Genomic DNA, 17,458 nt, shown 5'->3' with positions numbered 1-17,458 from the left:
ACCTGAAAAGAGGGGCGCCCGCGCGCCCCTTCAGCGGTCAACCGGCGTCCGGCGCCGATCCGGCTCAGGCCGCGACCTGCAGCGCTTCCGACTGCCGGCGCACCATGTCCTGGTAGGGACCGGCACGACGCATCAGCTGGTCGGGAGGACCGTCCTGCACCACCTGGCCCTGATCCATCACCACGATGCGGTCGAAATTGGTCAGGGTGGCCAGGCGATGGGCCACGGCGATCACCGTGCGGCCCTCCATCAGGGAGTCGAGGGCCGTCTGCACCTCGGCCTCCGACTCGCTGTCGAGAGCGGAGGTCGCCTCGTCCAGCAACAGGATCGGCGCGTCCTTCAGCAGGGCCCGGGCGATCGCCAGCCGCTGCCGCTGGCCGCCCGACAGCTTGGCGCCGCGGTCGCCGACGACGGTGTTGAAGCCTTCCGGCAGCGCCTCGATGAATTCGCGGCAGCGAGCGGCCTCGGCGGCGCGCAGCACCTCCTCGTCGCTGGCGTCGGGGCGGGCGTAGCGGATGTTCTCCAGCACCGTGCGGTGGAACAGGGACACATCCTGCGGCACCACCGCGATCTGCTCCGCCAGGCTTTCGCGCGTCGCCTCGGCGATATTCTGGCCGTCGATGTTCACCTCGCCGGCCTGCGGCGCGGACTGGCGCTGCAACAAGGTCAGCAGGGTCGACTTGCCAGCGCCGGAACGGCCGACCACGCCGACCTTCTGGCCCTTCGGGATGGACAGGTTCAGGCCGCGCAGGATCGGCGGCGCGCCCGCAGGCGCCTGCGGGTAGCTGAAGGTCACGTCGCGGAAATCCACCGCGCCGCCCTTGCCCAGCAGCCGGTGCGCATTCTCCACATCGGGAAGGTCATGCGGCACCAGCAGGGATACCAGTGCTTCCCGCATGCGGGCGACGTACTGGGTCAGGTCCACCAGCGCCATGGCGAGGTCGCGCGAGGCGTGCAAGATGGTGAAGCCCAGGGTGCAGACCAGCACGATGTCACCGGCCGTGGCGCGCCCGGCCTGCCACAGCGTCACCACCCACCACAGCAGCACCGCGGTGAGCACGGCGGTGGCCGCGCCATGCACCAGGCGCAGCTTCTCCAGGTAGCGCAGGCTGGCGCGCCGGGCGGCGGTTTCGTCGGCCAGCGCCTTGTCCAGCAGCATGCGTTCCCGGCCAAAGGCGCCGAAGGCCCGCACCAGGGAGAAGTTCTGCACCACGTCCACCAGCTGCCCGTCCACGGTGGCGGCGCGGCCGGCGAAGCGGTCATGCTTCTCCTCGCCCTTGCGGCCCAGCCAGGCGACGCCGATCGCCAGCGCCGCGGCGGCGATCACCAGGCAACCGGCCATGATCGGGTCCACGCTGCCCAGGAAGGCGATGGCCAGCATCACCGCGACGGCGGGCGGCACGGTGTGCCAGGTGAAGTTCTGCAGAACGGTGAAGCCGGCGGTGCCGGTGGCGCTGATGCGTGCCGCCAGCGTGCCGGCCGAGCGGTTGGCGAAGTAGCCCGGCGAATGGCCGGACAGGTGATGGAACAGCTCGGCACGCATGGAGGCGGTGGCGCGCGGAAAGCGGTCCGCCGCGATCCAGCCGCCGATGCGCCACAGCATGTTGTCGGCGGTGATGATACCGGCCAGGATCGCGAAGGCCGTCCACACCGCCGTGCCGCTGACGTTGGACGGCCCGCCCGCCAGGGTGTCGATCAGGTTCTTCACCGCGTAATTGGCGCCCACCGAGCAGGCCACGGCGCCCAGCACCGTGATCATGATCGTGACATGGCTGCCGGCATAGGGCCGCAGGTGGCGAAGCAGGAACCCGATGGGACGCCGGGACAGGCGGAGCAGGTCGCTGGTATCGGACCGCTGCATGGCGCGGAAGGCCTCCTGAACGTGAGCACAAGCGCGTGATAATGATCCGCCGGTGCGTTGATGCAGAGGTAACAGCAGCAAGAAGACCAAAACGTGGCGAAGTTTGCCGAATCCAAACCTCAATCGGATGCGATCTTCAATCCAGTTAAGACAAACTGGAGATCCGGCCCGATGCGTATCGCTCAGATCGCCCCCCTGACGGAAGCCGTGCCGCCGAAGCTGTATGGCGGCACCGAGCGGATCGTGTCCTACCTCACCGAGGAGCTGGTGGAGCTGGGGCACGATGTGACGTTGTTCGCCAGCGGCGACTCGATCACCAAGGCCACCCTGGCGCCGATGAGCGCCAAGGCGCTGCGCCTCGACCCGTCCGTGCGCGATGCCGGCGCGCCCCTGACCCTGATGCTGGAGCAGGTCTACCGCCGCCGCCATGAGTTCGACCTGCTGCACTTCCACCTGGACTACCTGCCCTTCCCGCTGTTCTCGCGGCAGAGCGTACCCTTCGTGACCACGCTGCACGGCCGCCTGGATCTGCAGGAATTGCAGCCGGTGTTCGATGCCTTCCCGAACGCTCCCGTGGTGTCGATCTCGAACGACCAGCGCCGCCCGCTGCCGCAGGCGAACTGGGCCGGCACGATCTACCACGGCCTGCCAAAGAACCTGCTTCGTCCCGACCCGGCGGCGCAGCCCGGCTACCTAGCCTTTCTCGGCCGCATCGCGCCGGAAAAGCGCTGCGACCGCGCCATCGAGATCGCCATCGCCACCAACACCCCGCTGAAGATCGCGGCCAAGGTGGACAAGGTGGACGTCGACTATTTCGAGAACACCATCAAGCCGATGCTGAACCATCCGCTGATCGAGTTCATCGGCGAGATCAACGAAACGCAGAAGCAGGACTTCCTGGCCAACGCCATCGCCCTGCTGACGCCGATCGACTGGCCGGAGCCGTTCGGTCTGGTGATGATCGAGGCGATGGCCTGCGGCACCCCGGTGATCGCCTTCCGCCACGGCTCCGTGCCCGAGGTGGTGGATGACGGCGTCACCGGCTACGCCGTGACCAGCATGGCGGAAGCCATCGGCGCAGTGGGCCGCGCCAGGCAGCTGCCCCGCGCCGCGGTGCGCGCGCAGTTCGACAAGCGCTACACCGGCCGCCGCATGGCGGAGGATTACGTGTCCCTCTACGAGGGGCTGTGCCGCCGCGAGGCACCGGTGCTGGCCGTCGCCGCCGAGTAGGCGGACGGGGCGCCGCCCTGCTGAATTCGGCCGGGGAGGCAGGCGCCTCCCTGGCCTGTTGTCCCGGTTGCGCTTTGATTCCCGGCTGTCATGCCTTATCTGCTGCGCTGAACTCGGCGGGTGCGCTCCGCCTCGACCTGCCGCCGGAACAGCATGACCGACACACCCCTCTCCCGTATCCGCAACTTCTCCATCATCGCGCATATCGACCATGGCAAGTCCACCCTGGCCGACCGGCTGATCCAGGCCACGGGCGCCATCTCCCAGCGGGAGATGAAGGAGCAGATGCTCGACAGCATGGAACTGGAGCAGGAGCGCGGCATCACCATCAAGGCCGCCTCCGTCCGGCTCGACTACAAGGCGCAGGACGGCAACGATTACGTGCTGAACCTGATGGACACGCCCGGCCACGTGGACTTCGCCTACGAAGTCTCGCGGTCGCTGGCCGCCTGCGAGGGCTCGCTGCTGGTGGTCGATGCCTCGCAGGGCGTCGAGGCGCAGACGCTGGCGAATGTCTATCAGGCGATCGACGCCAACCACGAGATCGTCCCGATCCTCAACAAGATCGACCTTCCGGCTGCCGAGCCCGAGCGGGTGAAGCAGCAGATCGAGGACGTGATCGGCCTCGACGCCTCGGAGGCGGTGGAGATTTCCGCCAAGTCGGGGCTGAACATCGAGGGCGTGCTGGAGGCCATCGTCACCCGCCTACCCGCGCCCCAAGGCGATCCGAACGCGCCGCTGAAGGCGCTGCTGGTGGACAGCTGGTACGACCCTTATCTCGGCGTCATCATCCTGATCCGGGTAAAGGACGGCACCATCCGCCGCGGCCAGAAGATCCGCTTCATGGCCGAGGGCACCACCCAGACAGTGGACAGCGTCGGCGTGTTCCGCCCCAAGATGACACCCGTCGACTACCTGGGCCCGGGCGAGATGGGCTACCTCAACGCCGCCATCAAGACGGTGGCCGAGACCAATGTCGGCGACACCATCACCGATGACCGCCACCCGGCGGCCGAGCCGCTGGCGGGCTTCAAGCCCTCCATCCCGGTGGTCTGGTGCGGCCTGTACCCGGTGGACGCGGATGATTTCGAGAAGCTGCGCGAATCGCTCGGCAAGCTGCGGCTGAACGACGCGTCCTTCCATTTCGAGGCGGAAAGCTCGGCCGCGCTCGGCTTCGGCTTCCGCTGCGGCTTTCTCGGCCTGCTGCACCTGGAGATCATCCAGGAACGCCTGTCCCGCGAGTTCGACCTCGACCTGATCGCGACTGCCCCGTCGGTGGTCTACAAGCTGACCAACAACAAGGGCGAGACCGAGGACCTGCACAACCCGGCCGACATGCCGGACCCGACGCTGATCCAGTCCATCCAGGAGCCCTGGATCAAGGCCACCATCATGGTGCCCGACGAGCATCTGGGCTCGATCCTGACGCTGTGCTCCGAACGGCGCGGGCAGCAGGTGGAGCTGACCTATGTCGGCAACCGCGCCATGGCAGTCTACCGCCTGCCGCTGAACGAGGTGGTGTTCGACTTCTACGACCGCCTGAAATCGGTCTCCCGCGGCTACGCCTCCTTCGACTACGTGATGGACGGCTATGACGAGGGCGACCTCGTGAAGATCTCCATCCTGGTGAACAACGAGCCGGTGGACGCCCTGTCCTTCATGGCGCACCGCGCCCAGGCGGAGCGGCGCGGCCGTTCCATCTGCGAGAAGCTGAAGGAGCTGATCCCCCGCCAATTGTTCAAGATCCCGATCCAGGCGGCGATCGGCGGCCGGGTTATCGCCCGCGAGACCATCTCGGCCATGTCCAAGGATGTCACCGCCAAATGCTATGGCGGCGACATCAGCCGCAAGCGCAAGCTCCTCGAGAAGCAGAAGGAGGGCAAGAAGCGCATGCGGCAGTTCGGCAAGGTCGAGATCCCGCAGAGCGCCTTCATCGCCGCGCTCAAGATGGACAGCTGAACGTCGGCGGAACGCACAAGGCAAAGCTTGGTGATTTCCCGCCGCGGTTGTGGCGGGGCCTTGCTCCGATGCGTTAACGTTCTTCCGTGCCCGCGCCGCCATCCTGGCGGCCCTGCACCCACCCGCCCCAGAAGCGGGCCGTTCTGCCGGAAGGACTTACTCCATGGACCGACGCCGCCTGCTCCACGCCATTCCCCGCCTTGCCCAGCTGGCCCTGGCGGCGACAGGTCTGGCTGCCCTGGGCTTCGCGCCCGCCCAGGCGCAGGGCACCTATCCCACGCGCACCATCACCGTGGTGGTGCCGTTCGCCGCGGGTGGCCCCACCGACACCGTGGCGCGCCTGGTGGCCGAATCCATGAGCCGCGACCTGGGCCAGACGGTGGTGGTGGAAAATGTCGGCGGCGCTGGCGGCACGCTGGGTGCGGCGCGGGTGGCGCAGGCGCGCCCGGATGGCCAGACCCTGCTGCTGCATCACATCGGCATGGCCACCGCGCCGACACTGTACCGGCGCCTGTCCTATGACGCGGTGGGCGCCTTCGCACCGATCGGCTTGGTGACCGAGGTGCCGATGACGGTGATCGCCCGCAAGGACCTTCCGGCCAAGGACCTGAAGGAACTGGCGGCGTTGATCCGCAAGGAAACCACCGGCATCAACTACGCCAATGCCGGCATCGGCGCGGCCAGCCACCTGTGCGGCCTGCTGCTGCAGAAGGCGGTCGACGCGCCGATGACCACCGTACCCTATCGCGGCACCGGACCGGCCATGACGGACCTGATCTCCGGCACGGTGGACGTGATGTGCGACCAGACCACCAACACCACCGAGCAGATCCGCGCCGGCGCGGTGAAGGTGTTCGCGGTGACCACGCCGGAGCGCCTGCCCTCCATGCCGGACGTGCCCACCGCCGCCGAGGCCGGGCTGCCCGGGATGGAAGTCACCATCTGGCACGGCCTTTATGCGCCGAAGGGCACCGATGCCGCGATCCTGGAGCGGCTGTCGAAGGCGCTGCAGACGGCGCTGCGCGATCCCAAGGTGAGCCAGCGCTTCGCCGATCTCGGCACCACGCCGGTGGCGCAGGAACGGGCCACCCCGGCGGCGCATGCCAGCTTCTGGCAGGCCGACATCGCCAAGTGGAAGCCGGTGATCGAGGCGGCGGGACAATACGCCGATTGAGGAATCCTTAAGGAATGCCCGGTACTGAACACCCGATGACCGCTGTCCGCACATGACCCTCCGGCTGGCCCGGCGCCAATCCGCGCCGGTTCCGGCCGGCAGCCGGCCTGATGCCGGGGCGGAGGCTCTTGCGCTGCGGCCTGCGCCGCCGCATGGGGAGATGGAGGCAACATCGCCGCCGGCGGACCAAGGCAGGATGACCAGTCGGACGACCCGCCGGGCCCCTACTGTCCGGCTTTATCTGCTGCTGATCGCCCTGGCGGCGTTTCTTCCGGTCTGGGGCATGGCAGGCCACATCGCCGGCCGGATGGCCGAGGCGGAACGCGAGCGTCTGGCGAAGCAGGCCAGCGACGCCACGCGCGACCTCGCCTTCGGGCTGGAGCGGGAAGTGCTCGGCCTACGCGGTGAGCTGGCGGCGCTCGGCCGCTCCCCGGCGCTGCGCGACGGCGAGCTCGCGGCGTTTCACGAGCAGGCCCGCACCCTGCCGATGACCTATCGTGCGCGCATCTGGCTGACCGACGTGCAGGGCCACGTGGTGGTGGACAGCGGCCGCCCCTTCGTCGATCCCAACCAGCCCGGCGCGGTGTTGCCGGTGCTGCGCGACGCGCCCTACCGGGCCGGCATCTCCACCCGCCAGTCTCTGACCGCCGATGAGCCGCTGCGCCTCGACATCACCGAGGAGCTGCCGCAGCCGGGCGGCAAGCCGTCGCTGTTCCTGACCGCCTCCCTCGATCCCATGCCGCTGTGGCGGCCGCGGATCCAGCGCCTGGTGCTGCCGGCGGAATGGATCGTCGCCATCGTGGACGAGAATGCGCGGGTGCTGGCCCGCACGCCGCCGCTGGGCGGGCTGATCGGGCGCGAAGTATCGGCCGACAGCCCGATCCGCCGCGTTCTCGGCGGCCGCAGCAGCGATGGCTGGCTGGTCAACAGGAGCGTATCCGGCGAGCCGCTCTACAGCGCCTGGCGGCAGGTCGACGCGACGCCGTGGACGGTGGCGGTGTCGATGCCGATCGGCGTGCTCGACAATGCGCTGTACCGGGTGCTGAGCCCCATCGTGCTGATCGGCGGTGCGGTGCTGGTGCTGTTCACCCTGGCCCTGGCGCTCTGGGTCGATCGCCGGGTCGCCACCCCGCTGAACCGACTGGGCGAGATCGCCGCCGCCTTCGGGCGCGGCGCCGCCCTGCCCGAATTTCCGCCCACCGGCCTGCGCGAGATCGACGAGGCCGCGGCCGCGCTGCGCAAGGCGGCCGCCGAGCGCGATGCGCTGGAATCGGAGCGCGTCGCGCTGTCCGCCCGGCTGCATACCGTGCTGGAAAGCACCACCGACAGCGTGCTGGTGCTCGATCCCGCCGGCGTGCTGCTCTACATGAACGGCCGCGCCCGCGTCCATTCCGCCAACCCCGATGGCGGCATCGGCCGCAAGCTGGCCGACAGCTTCCCCGGCTGGGAGGAAGGCTCCTTCGCGCAGGCCTTCCGCCACGCCACGGAGGATGGCACGGCGCAATCGGTCACCGCCTTCCACCCCGTGCTGGGCCGCTGGGTGTCCGCCGACATCTTTCCTTCCGCCGAAGGGCTGACCCTGTTCTTCCGCGACGTCAGCGACGAGCGCGCGGCGCAGGCGGCGCTGCGCGAAAGCGAGGCGCGGCTGAAGGCGGTGATGGACAACGTTCCGGTCGGCGTGCTGCTGGCCGAAGCGCCTTCGGGGCGCATCCTGCTCGGCAACCGGCGGCTGGAGGAGATCCTGCGCCACCCGGTGGAACTGCTGGGCAGCATCACCGAATACCGCGCCAAGTGGGAAGCCTACCACGCTGACGGGCGGCGCATGGACGGACCCGAATTTCCGCTCGCGCGCGCCCTGCTCACCGGCCTGCCGGCCACCGCCGAGTTCCATTACCGGCGCGGGGACGGCAGCATGGTGTGGCTGCGCATTGCCGGCACCCCGATCCGCGATGCGCAGGGCCGCGTGGCCGGCGCCGTGGCCGCCATCACCGACATCGACGCCACCCGCCGCGCCGCCGAGGCGCTGCGCGAAAGCGAGCTGCGCTTCCGCACCCTGGCCGAGGCGATCCCGCAGATCGTCTGGTCCACCATGCCGGACGGGCGCATCGACTACGTCAATCCCCGGCTGCAGGATTTCACCGGACTGGCGCCGGGCGTCGCGGTGCAGTCGCTGGACCGCATCGTGCACCCGGAGGACCAGCGCCGCACCGAGCGCGCCTGGCGCCGGGCCCTGCGCCGCGGCCAGCCCTTCTCCGCCGAGCTGCGGCTGCGCCGCGCCGAGGGCGGCTGGCGCTGGTGCGTGGCCCGCGCCCTGCCCGCCCGCGCCGCCGACGGCACCATCCGCCGCTGGATCGGCGCCGTCACCGACGTGTCCGAGCTGGCCGAGGCGCGCGAGGCGCTGGCCCGCCAGGTGGCGGCGCAGACCGCCTCCCGTCAGGCGGCGGTTCAGGCGGCGGCCGACCTCGCCGCCTCCGAGAGTCGCTTCCGCCGCTTCGCCGAGGCCAGCCCGGACGTGATGTGGATGACCGATCCGACCGGCGAGATGCTGGAATTCCTCAGCCCCGCCTTTGAGCGGATCTGGGGCGTTGCCCAGGAGCGCATGGACCGGCAGCCCGCCTTGGTGCTCGACATGATCCACCCGGGCGACCGGGACCGGGTCGAGGCCGCCGCCGCGCAGGCCCGGCACAGCGGCATGATGGACACCGAATACCGCATCCTGCGCCCGGATGGCGGGCAGCGCTGGATCCGCGACGTCGGCTTCCCGATCGTCGATGCCCAGGGCCTGATGATCCGGCGCGGCGGGCTGGCGCGGGATGTTACAGATGCCAAGGCCGCCGAGGCGCGGCAGGCGCTGCTGCTCGGCGAGCTGAACCACCGCGTCAAGAACACCCTGGCCACGGTGCATTCCCTGGCGCTGCAGACCGCGCGCAACGTGGCCGGCGCCCCGGATGCGATCCCGCGCTTCCTGCAGGATTTCCAGGCCCGGCTGCTGACCCTGTCCCGCGGGCATGACCTGCTCACCGCCCGCACCTGGCGCGGCGCCACGCTAGAGGAAACTGCCCGCGCCGTGCTGGCGCCGTGGCAGGCCGAATCGAGCCAGCCCGGCGAGTTGCGCTTCCAGATCCAGGGTCCCGCCGTCTGGCTGGCGCCGAAGCAGGCGCTGGGTCTTGCTCTCGCCCTGCACGAACTGGCAACCAACGCTCTCAAGCATGGCGCGTTGACTCTGGTGGAAGGGCGTATTCTGGTGAAGTGGCAGGGGGAGCCTGACGGCATGGTGCGGCTCAGCTGGCAGGAGATGAACGGCCCGCCGGTGGTGATGCCTTCGCGCCGGGGCTTCGGCAGCCGCATGCTGGAGCGCGGCCTGCCCGCAGAGCTCGGGCCCGGCTCCTCGGTGAAGCTGGACTATGACATGGATGGGTTCCAGGCGGCCATTCGCTTCCGGCCGGTCAATGGACCCGTGGTGGAAGAGGATTCGGAATGAGCGGCTTGAACGGGCGGCGCATCCTGGTGGTCGAGGATGAGGCACTGATCGCCATGCTGGTGGAGGACGCCCTGCTGGAAGCCGGTGCCGTGGTGCTGGGACCTGCCGCCACGGTGGAGGAGGCCATGGCCCTGTTTGAGGCCGAGCGCCCGGAAGCGGCGGTGCTGGACATCAACCTCGCGGGCCAGGCCTCGACCCCGGTGGCGGACCTGCTCAACGACCACGCGATTCCATTCGTGGTGGCGACTGGCTACGGCGCCGCCGGATTGCCGGAACGGCACCGGGAGGTTCCCGTCCTGGCCAAGCCCTATGATCCGCGGGACCTGATCATCGCGCTGGAAAAGGTCTGCGGCTGAGCCGAGGCGGCCGGGAACGCCCGTGCCGCCCTGTCCGGGGCGGCACGGCCCTCGTTGCTCACTTCGCCAGTACGCGTCCCGCGACGGCATCCAGCTTGGCCATCAGTGCCGGGTCGCGCTGCTCCGGCGGCGTGACCAACGCGTATTCCAAGGCGCGGTCGCAGCCGGCCGGGCACGGACCGCGCGGGGCGCCCAGCATCGGCACCACCGTCTTCACCAGCGCCCGCGCCCGGTCGGCATTGGCGTGCATCACCTTGACCACCGCATCCACCGTGACGTGGTCATGCTCCGGGTGCCAGCAGTCGAAATCGGTGACCATGGCGATCGTGGCGTAGCAAAGCTCGGCTTCGCGGGCGAGCTTGGCTTCCGGCATGTTGGTCATGCCGATCACGTCGCAGCCCCAGGCGCGGTACAGCTCGCTTTCCGCCTTGGTGGAGAATTGCGGCCCTTCCATCACCAGGTAGGTGCCGCCGCGCCGGTACTTCAGCCCGACTTGGCGTGCCGCTTCCTCCGCCGCATCGCCGAGGCGCGGGCAGACCGGATGCGCCACCGAGACATGTGCCACGCAGCCCGTCTCGAAGAACGACTTGGCCCGCGCGAAGGTCCGGTCGATGAATTGGTCGACGATCACGAAATGGCCGGGCGGAAGGTCGCCGTTCAGCGAGCCCACGGCGGAGATCGACAGGATCTCGGTGACGCCGGCACGCTTCATCGCGTCGATGTTGGCCCGGTAGTTCAGGGCTGAGGGCGGCATGCGGTGGCCGCGGCCGTGGCGCGGCAGGAACACCACCCGCACCCCGCCCAGCCGGCCGAACAGCAACTCGTCGGACGGCTCACCCCAGGGCGATCCGACCTTGCGCCATTCGCGCTCCTCCAGCCCGTCGATGTCATACAGGCCGGAACCGCCGATCAGGCCGATAACGGGTTCGATGGTGTCGCCCATGCGGGTCCGCTCCCTTGCAACGGAAAAGGGCCGCCCGGTGCAGGCGGCCCTTCTGGAAGGATCCGGCCCCGGCGGCGTCGCCAGGGCTGTCCTTGAAGCAGGATGCGGCCGGCCGCAAGGCCGGCCGCCGCATCCGCCTCAGGTCACGGGGTCGCCGCCGACGCGGGCCCAGATCTTGCGCTTCACGGCGTAGGTCAGGCCGCCCAGCACGGTCAGGAACAGGATGATCCGCACGCCCATGGCCTTGCGGGTATCCGATTCCGGCTCCGACGCCCAGGCCAGGAAGGCGGAAACGTCATGCGCCATCTGGTCCACGGTGGCTTGGGTGCCGTCGGCCCAGGTCACCTGTCCGTCGCCAGTGAGCGGCGGCGCCATGGCGATCTGATGGCCGGCGAAGTACTTGTTGTAGTACATCCCTTCCATCAGGGTGACGCCCGGTGGCGGGTCCTCATAACCCATCAGCAACGCCTTGATGTAGTCGGCACCGCCCTGACGGGCCTTGACGATCACCGACAGGTCGGGCGGCAGGGCACCGTTATTGGCGGCACGCGCCGCGTTGTCGTTCGGGAACGGCCGGCGGAAGCGATCGGACGGGCGGCCCGGGCGCTCGAACATCTCGCCATTGTCGTTCGGGCCGTCCTGGATCTGATAGGATGCGGCGATGGCGGTGACTTCCGCCTCCGACAGGCCGATGTCGCGCAGGTTGCGGTACGACATCAGGTACATCGAGTGACAGGCCGAGCAGACTTCCTTGTAGACCTGGAAGCCGCGCTGCACCGCGGCCCGGTCATGGGAGCCGAACGGGCCGTCAAAGGAGAACTCGGTGTTCGGGACCTCGACATGGCCCTCCGCCGCCTGGGTTGCGGGCGCAGCCAGGCCAAGCGAGAGGGTGGCGGCCAGAATGGCCGCCTTCAGGGTGGGCACGCGCATCAGGCCTTCTCCATCGGCTTGGCCGTGGCGGCGGCCCCATGCAGGTGACCGCCGCCGCGCAGCACGGCGCGGCTGATGCTCTCCGGCAGCGGCAGCGGCCGTTCCACCTTGGAGAGCAGCGGCAGGATCACCAGGAAGTATGCGAAGTAATAGGCGGTGCTGAGGCGGGCGATGGTGACGTAGATGCCTTCGGCCGGCATGGCGCCCGTCCACATCAGCACGAAGAAGTTGACGCCCCACAGCAGCAGGAACCACTTGGCGATCGGCCGGAAGCGCATGGAGCGTACCGGGGAACGGTCCAGCCAGGGCAGCACGAACAGCACGGCGATGGCGCCAAACATCAGCAGAACGCCGCCCAGCTTGTTCGGAACCGCGCGCAGGATCGCGTAGAACGGCAGGAAGTACCATTCCGGCACGATGTGCGGCGGTGTCACCAGCGGGTTGGCCGGGATGTAGTTGTCGGTGTGGCCCAGGTAGTTGGGGGTGAAGAACACCAGCACCGAGAACACGATCAGGTAGACGATGATGCCGACGCTGTCCTTGGCCGTGTAGTACGGATGGAACGGCACCGTATCCTGCGGGCCCTTGGGCTCGATGCCCAGCGGGTTGTTGGAGCCGGTGATGTGCAGCGTGGCGATATGCAGGAACACCACGCCGGCGATCACGAAGGGCAACAGGTAGTGCAGGGAGAAGAAGCGGTTCAGCGTCGGGTTGTCGACCGAGAAGCCGCCCCAGAGCAGGGTCACGATGCTGTTGCCGACCAGGGGGATGGCCGAGAACAGGTTGGTGATCACGGTGGCGCCCCAGAAGGACATCTGGCCCCAGGGCAGCACATAGCCCATGAAGGCGGTGGCCATCATCAGCAGGAAGATGACGACCCCGAGGATCCAGAGCAGTTCGCGCGGCGATTTGTAGGAGCCGTAATAGAGGTTCCGCCAGATGTGGATCAGCACGACGATGAAGAACATCGAGGCGCCGTTCATGTGCACGTAACGGATCAGCCAGCCATAGTTCACGTCGCGCATGATCCGCTCGACGCTGTCGAACGCCATGCTGGTATGCGCCGTGTAGTTCATGGCCAGGAAGATGCCGGTGGCGATCATGATCACCAGGGTGATCACTGCCAGCGGACCGAAATTCCAGAAATAGTTGAAATTCCGGGGAGTCGGGAATGTCCCGTACTCCTTTTGCATCATGGTGAACACCGGCAGCCGCTGGTCGACCCAGCGGATGACGGGGTTCTGGATGGTGCTGTCGTGCAGGCCGGATGCCATGGGACTGGTCCTCAGCCGATACGGATCTGGGTGTCGGAACGGAAGGCGTATTCCGGGACAGCGAGATTGGACGGCGCCGGGCCACGGCGGATGCGCCCAGCCGTGTCGTAGTGGCTGCCGTGGCAGGGGCAGAACCAGCCGCCGAAATCGCCGCGCGGATCGGTGGGTTTCTGCCCCAGCGGCACGCAGCCCAGGTGGGTGCAGACGCCGACCACCACCAGCCAGGGCTCACGCTGCACGCGCGACTGGTCGGGGGCAGGATCGCGCAGTTCTCCCAGCGGGACTTTCTGGGCTTCCTCGATCTCCGCCGCGGTGCGGTGGCGCACGAACACCGGTTTACCGCGCCACATCACGGTGACCGCCTGACCCTCGGCGATATGATCGAGCGTCACGTCGGTGCTGGCCAGGGCCAGCACGTCCTTGGCGGGATTCATCGAGGCAATGAACGGCCAGGCAATGGCGCCCACGCCGACAACCGCGAAGGACCCGGTCACCAGTTTCAGAAAGTCGCGCTTCGTCCCCTGTTCAGGCCCATGGGCATTGCCCAGGTCCGGGGAACTGGCGGGCGCAAGCGTATCAGCCATGCCTCATCGTCCCTTTTGGCGGCGCGCCCTGAAAAGCCGACAGGCGGAGGCGCCGCTGATGTTTAGACCGCAACTGCGGTGACGCCGCCCCGTGCGCAACCTGGCGGGCTATTCCTCCGCGCGAAGCTACGGCGATCTATGCGCCAGCGACATATAAGGGCAGCCCCGACACGGAGGCAATCACCGCCCGCGCCCCGCATGCCGCAATGCAGCGTTTCCGTCGCCTTGCGATGACGCCATGCCCGGGCTAGCCCCCGCCGCGCGCCCGTTTGCCCACTGCGCGAGGACCATCATGCCCGAGACCCCCGCCCCCGCCGACCACCGCCTGGTCGCCCCGGCCCGCGCCTGGTTCGAGTCGCTGCGGGACCGCCTCTGTGCCGCCTTCGAAGACATCGAGGACGCCCTGTCGGAGGGGCCGCACGCGACGCTTGCGCCTGGCCGCTTCGAGCGCAGCGCCTGGCACCGGGACGGCGGCGGCGGCGGGGTCATGTCGGTGATGAAGGGACGTGTGTTCGAGAAGGTGGGCGTCAACGTCTCCACGGTGTGGGGCGAGTTCAGCCCGGAGTTCCGCCGCCAGATCCCCGGCGCCGAGGAGGACCCCCGCTTCCTGGCCACCGGCGTGTCGCTGGTGGCCCATATGCAATCCCCTCGCGTGCCGGCGGCGCACATGAACACCCGCTTCATCACCACTACGCGATCCTGGTTCGGCGGCGGCGGCGACCTGACGCCGATGCGGATGGATGCCCCCGAGTCGCTGGCCGATGGCCGGAGCTTCCACGCCGCCTTCCAGGCCGCCTGCGACCGGCACAACCCGGCCTATTACCCGCGCTTCAAGGCCTGGTGCGACGAATACTTCTTTCTGCCGCACCGCAACGAGCCGCGGGGGCTGGGCGGCATCTTCTATGACTGGCTCGGCCGCGAGGAGCCGGATGGCGCCGGGCTCGACGATCACTTCGCCTTTACCCGGGACGTGGGCGAGGCCTTCTTGGCCGCCTATCCCGCCATCATCCGCCGCCGCATGCACGAGCCCTGGACCGCGGCGGAGCGCGAGCACCAGCTGGTCCGCCGCGGGCGCTACGTCGAGTTCAACCTGCTGCACGACCGCGGCACGCTGTTCGGGCTGAAAACCGGCGGCAATGTGGAGGCGATCCTGATGTCGATGCCGCCCGAGGTCCGCTGGCCCTGAGCGACGGCGGCCGCGCCGCCGCCCGGCGCCCCGAGGCAGCCGCGGCCCGGTGGAGGCCCGGTGGGCGGAGCCGCACCCGGCCCGTCAGGCGGCCTGCTTGGCGAAGAAGCGGTTCTCCGGCCGCGGCAGCCCGAGGTTCTCGCGCAGCGTCCGGCCCTCATAGTCGCTGCGGAACAGGCCACGGCGGCGCAGGATGGGCAGCACGTCCTCCACGAAGCGCTCGAACTGGGTGGGGAAGAAGGGCGGCATGATGTTGAAGCCATCGGCCGCGCCGGCGCGGAACCATTCCTCCAGTGCATCCGCGATCTGCTCCGGCGTGCCCCAGACGATGCGGTGGCCACGCGCCCCGGCCACTAGATAATAAAGCTCGCGAAGGGTCAGCTTCTGCTTGCGGGCGAGGTCGGTCAGCAGCTTGGCGCGGCTCTGGATCTGGTCCGATGCCGGCAGGTCCGGCAGCGCGCCGTCGAGATCATAGCCCGAGATGTCGTGGCCGAGCCGGTCTGACAGCAGCCGAATCGCCGCCGCCGGATCGATGCCGCCCTGCAGCTCGGCGTAGAGCGCCCGCGCCTCGGCCTCGGTGCCGCCGATCACCGGGCAGACCCCGGGCAGCACCAGCAGGTGGTCGGGGTTGCGCCCGGCCTCGCGCACCTGCCGCTTCAGCCCCTGGGTGAAGGCGGTGCCCTCCTCCAGCGTCTGCTGCGCGGTGAACACCATGTCGGCCGAGCGCGCGGCAAGTCGCTGCCCGGGCGCCGAGGAGCCGGCCTGGATCACCACCGGATGCCCCTGCGGCGGGCGGGACACGTTGAGCGGCCCCTTTACCGAGAAATAGCGGCCCTCATGGTTCAGCGTGTGGATGGCGTCCGGCCGGACATAGGTGCCGCTGGCCTTGTCCTTCAGGAAGGCATCGTCGGCAAAGCTGTCCCACAGCCCGCGCACCACCTCGAGATATTCCTCGGCGATGGCATAGCGCTCATCATGCGACGGGTGCTCGCCGCGGGTGAAGTTCGCGGCGGAGCGGGCATAGGAGGTGGTCACCGCGTTCCAGGCCGCACGCCCACCCGAGATGTGGTCCAGCGAGGCGAAGACGCGCGCGGTGTGGAACGGCTCGCCATAGGTGGTCGAGGCGGTGGCGGCGAGGCCGATCCGCTTGGTGGACATCGCCAGCGCGGAGAGCAGCGACAGCGGCTCGAACCGCGCCACGGTGGACGGATGGGCATCGGCGCCGGTGGTCAGGCCGTCGGCCAGGAACAACAGGTCGAACTTGCCGGCCTCGGCGGTGGCGGCGATGCGCTGGATTAGCGGCAGGTTCTCGCCGCCCGATTCGGCCTCGGGGTGGCGCCAGCCGGCGACGTGGTGGCCGGCGCCCTGCAGGAACAGGCCCAGGCGCATGGGTGTGGCGGACATGTCTTCGCTCCCGGCGGCTCAATCGAGCTGCAGATTGGCGCCGTCCCGCAGCCGGGTCCACTTGCCGATCTCGGCATCCAGATGCGCGCCCAGCGCTTCCGGCGCGCCGCCGACGAACTCCACCCCTTCGGCGGCGAAGCGGGCGCGCAAGGCAGGGTCGGCGATCGCCTCGTTGAGGGCGGCGTTCAGCCGGGCGATCACCGGGGCCGGAGTGCCCGCCGGGGCGAATAGCCCATTCCAACTTGTGACATCGAAGCCCGGCAGGACCTCCGCCAGGGCCGGCACGTCGGGCAGCACCGGGCTGCGGTGCAGGCCGCTGACCGCCAGCGCCCGCGCGCCGCTGCGCAGCATCGGCAGGGCTTCCAGCGTCTGCGCGAAGGAGGCGTGGACGCGGCCGCCGGTGATGTCGAGCGCCGCCGCCGCGCCGCCCTTGTAGGGCACATGGGTCAGGCTGATGCCGGCCTGGTGCGCCAGCAGGTCCCCGGCCAGGCGCGGCGCGGTGACGGCGCCGGAATTGGCCAAGTTCAGAGCGGCCGGGTGGCGCTTCGCCCAGGCCACCAGCTCACCGACATCCTCCACCGGCAGGGCCGGTCCGGCCACCAGCACATAGGGCAGCGTCGCCACCCGGCCCACCGGCGCCAGCACGGTGCGCGTGTCGCCCGGCGGCAAATGCGGCTGGAACACCGGGTTGATGGAGCTGGCGGGCGTGCCGATCAGCAGCGTCTGGCCATCCGGCGCGCTGCGGGCCACCTGGGCCGCCGCCACCGAGGTCGAGCCGCCCGGCTTGTTGTCCACCACGATGGTGGTGCCGAGGATCGGCCCCATCCGCTCGGCCACGGCGCGGGCAATAATATCCACGCCACCGCCAGGTGGAAATGGCACCAGCAGGGTGACGGGGCCCTGCGGAAAGCCTGCGGCCGCCTGTGCCGGGCGCACTTCCGCCGTTTCCGCCAGCAGCGGCAACACCATGGCCAGTCCCATCAGACAGGCGGCGCGGCGCCGGGAAACAGAAGGGCTGCCAGGGTTGTGCTCGCGCATGGGGTCCACCATCAGGCTATTTCACGATACCATGTCGC

Annotated in this window: 13 protein-coding genes; 6 read left to right on the top strand and 7 right to left on the bottom strand. The window is 69.2% G+C overall.

Annotation, left to right across the window (positions count from 1 at the left end; translation table 11 throughout):
- Positions 1-64: 64 nt before the first annotated feature.
- A complete protein-coding gene (locus D2K64_RS12065) occupies positions 65-1,861 on the bottom strand; it encodes an ABC transporter ATP-binding protein (RefSeq protein ID WP_120008611.1) in 1,797 nt (598 codons plus the stop codon).
- 171 nt (positions 1,862-2,032) lie between these two features.
- Here D2K64_RS12065 and D2K64_RS12060 point away from each other — a divergent pair, with 171 nt between their 5' ends.
- From D2K64_RS12060 to D2K64_RS12040, 5 genes are all read left to right on the top strand, one after another.
- Positions 2,033-3,091 carry a glycosyltransferase family 4 protein gene (locus D2K64_RS12060; RefSeq protein ID WP_120008610.1) on the top strand — a complete coding sequence of 353 codons (1,059 nt, stop codon included), beginning with the start codon at positions 2,033-2,035 and terminating at the stop codon, positions 3,089-3,091.
- Positions 3,092-3,244: 153 nt separating this feature from the next.
- Positions 3,245-5,050: a translation elongation factor 4 gene (lepA, locus tag D2K64_RS12055; protein WP_120008609.1), complete on the top strand. Its 1,806-nt coding sequence runs from the start codon at positions 3,245-3,247 to the stop codon at positions 5,048-5,050.
- A 163-nt stretch (positions 5,051-5,213) separates the two neighbouring features.
- Positions 5,214-6,224: a tripartite tricarboxylate transporter substrate-binding protein gene (locus D2K64_RS12050; RefSeq protein ID WP_120008608.1), complete on the top strand. Its 1,011-nt coding sequence runs from the start codon at positions 5,214-5,216 to the stop codon at positions 6,222-6,224.
- 196 nt (positions 6,225-6,420) lie between these two features.
- Positions 6,421-9,705, top strand: coding sequence for a PAS domain S-box protein (locus D2K64_RS12045; protein WP_162306183.1), 3,285 nt, complete (start codon positions 6,421-6,423; stop codon positions 9,703-9,705).
- A complete protein-coding gene (locus D2K64_RS12040) occupies positions 9,702-10,061 on the top strand; it encodes a response regulator (protein WP_120008606.1) in 360 nt (119 codons plus the stop codon). Before D2K64_RS12045 ends, D2K64_RS12040 begins: the two co-directional genes overlap by 4 nt.
- 58 nt (positions 10,062-10,119) lie before the next feature.
- Here D2K64_RS12040 and D2K64_RS12035 read toward each other — a convergent pair whose 3' ends face one another.
- From D2K64_RS12035 to petA, 4 genes are all read right to left on the bottom strand, one after another.
- On the bottom strand, positions 10,120-11,004 hold the full coding sequence (locus D2K64_RS12035; RefSeq protein WP_120008605.1) for an S-methyl-5'-thioadenosine phosphorylase: 885 nt from the start codon (positions 11,002-11,004) through the stop codon (positions 10,120-10,122).
- Between the two features lie 138 nt (positions 11,005-11,142).
- Positions 11,143-11,934, bottom strand: a complete 792-nt coding sequence (locus tag D2K64_RS12030) for a cytochrome c1 (protein ID WP_120008604.1) — start codon at positions 11,932-11,934, stop codon at positions 11,143-11,145.
- Positions 11,934-13,208 (bottom strand): cytochrome b, encoded by a 1,275-nt coding sequence (locus tag D2K64_RS12025; RefSeq protein WP_120008603.1) that lies wholly within the window; start codon positions 13,206-13,208, stop codon positions 11,934-11,936. Before D2K64_RS12025 ends, D2K64_RS12030 begins: the two co-directional genes overlap by 1 nt.
- An 11-nt stretch (positions 13,209-13,219) precedes the next feature.
- Positions 13,220-13,792 carry a ubiquinol-cytochrome c reductase iron-sulfur subunit gene (petA, locus tag D2K64_RS12020; protein WP_120008602.1) on the bottom strand — a complete coding sequence of 191 codons (573 nt, stop codon included), beginning with the start codon at positions 13,790-13,792 and terminating at the stop codon, positions 13,220-13,222.
- Positions 13,793-14,084: 292 nt separating this feature from the next.
- On the opposite strand from petA, the gene hemF reads away from it, so the two are divergent.
- On the top strand, positions 14,085-14,978 hold the full coding sequence (gene hemF / locus D2K64_RS12015; RefSeq protein ID WP_120008601.1) for an oxygen-dependent coproporphyrinogen oxidase: 894 nt from the start codon (positions 14,085-14,087) through the stop codon (positions 14,976-14,978).
- Positions 14,979-15,062: 84 nt separating this feature from the next.
- Here hemF and D2K64_RS12010 read toward each other — a convergent pair whose 3' ends face one another.
- Both D2K64_RS12010 and D2K64_RS12005 read right to left on the bottom strand, forming a co-directional pair.
- Positions 15,063-16,382 carry an LLM class flavin-dependent oxidoreductase gene (locus tag D2K64_RS12010; protein ID WP_120008600.1) on the bottom strand — a complete coding sequence of 440 codons (1,320 nt, stop codon included), beginning with the start codon at positions 16,380-16,382 and terminating at the stop codon, positions 15,063-15,065.
- Between the two features lie 18 nt (positions 16,383-16,400).
- A complete protein-coding gene (locus tag D2K64_RS12005) occupies positions 16,401-17,432 on the bottom strand; it encodes a Bug family tripartite tricarboxylate transporter substrate binding protein (protein ID WP_120008599.1) in 1,032 nt (343 codons plus the stop codon).
- Between the last annotated feature and the right edge of the window lie 26 nt (positions 17,433-17,458).

The sequence above is a fragment of the Teichococcus vastitatis genome, from assembly GCF_003604215.1.
GTDB classification, from domain to species: domain Bacteria; phylum Pseudomonadota; class Alphaproteobacteria; order Acetobacterales; family Acetobacteraceae; genus Pseudoroseomonas; species Pseudoroseomonas vastitatis.
This window is presented reverse-complemented; position numbering and strand designations above follow the sequence as displayed.

Bases quoted from the DNA above. Each gene is read 5' to 3' on its own strand.
- D2K64_RS12065 (WP_120008611.1), bottom strand. From the start codon at position 1,861: ATGCAGCGGTCCGATACCAGCGACCTGCTCCGCCTGTCCCGGCGTCCC.
- D2K64_RS12060 (WP_120008610.1), top strand. From the start codon at position 2,033: ATGCGTATCGCTCAGATCGCCCCCCTGACGGAAGCCGTGCCGCCGAAG.
- lepA (WP_120008609.1), top strand. From the start codon at position 3,245: ATGACCGACACACCCCTCTCCCGTATCCGCAACTTCTCCATCATCGCG.
- D2K64_RS12050 (WP_120008608.1), top strand. From the start codon at position 5,214: ATGGACCGACGCCGCCTGCTCCACGCCATTCCCCGCCTTGCCCAGCTG.
- D2K64_RS12045 (WP_162306183.1), top strand. From the start codon at position 6,421: ATGACCAGTCGGACGACCCGCCGGGCCCCTACTGTCCGGCTTTATCTG.
- D2K64_RS12040 (WP_120008606.1), top strand. From the start codon at position 9,702: ATGAGCGGCTTGAACGGGCGGCGCATCCTGGTGGTCGAGGATGAGGCA.
- D2K64_RS12035 (WP_120008605.1), bottom strand. From the start codon at position 11,004: ATGGGCGACACCATCGAACCCGTTATCGGCCTGATCGGCGGTTCCGGC.
- D2K64_RS12030 (WP_120008604.1), bottom strand. From the start codon at position 11,934: ATGCGCGTGCCCACCCTGAAGGCGGCCATTCTGGCCGCCACCCTCTCG.
- D2K64_RS12025 (WP_120008603.1), bottom strand. From the start codon at position 13,208: ATGGCATCCGGCCTGCACGACAGCACCATCCAGAACCCCGTCATCCGC.
- petA (WP_120008602.1), bottom strand. From the start codon at position 13,792: ATGGCTGATACGCTTGCGCCCGCCAGTTCCCCGGACCTGGGCAATGCC.
- hemF (WP_120008601.1), top strand. From the start codon at position 14,085: ATGCCCGAGACCCCCGCCCCCGCCGACCACCGCCTGGTCGCCCCGGCC.
- D2K64_RS12010 (WP_120008600.1), bottom strand. From the start codon at position 16,382: ATGTCCGCCACACCCATGCGCCTGGGCCTGTTCCTGCAGGGCGCCGGC.
- D2K64_RS12005 (WP_120008599.1), bottom strand. From the start codon at position 17,432: ATGGTGGACCCCATGCGCGAGCACAACCCTGGCAGCCCTTCTGTTTCC.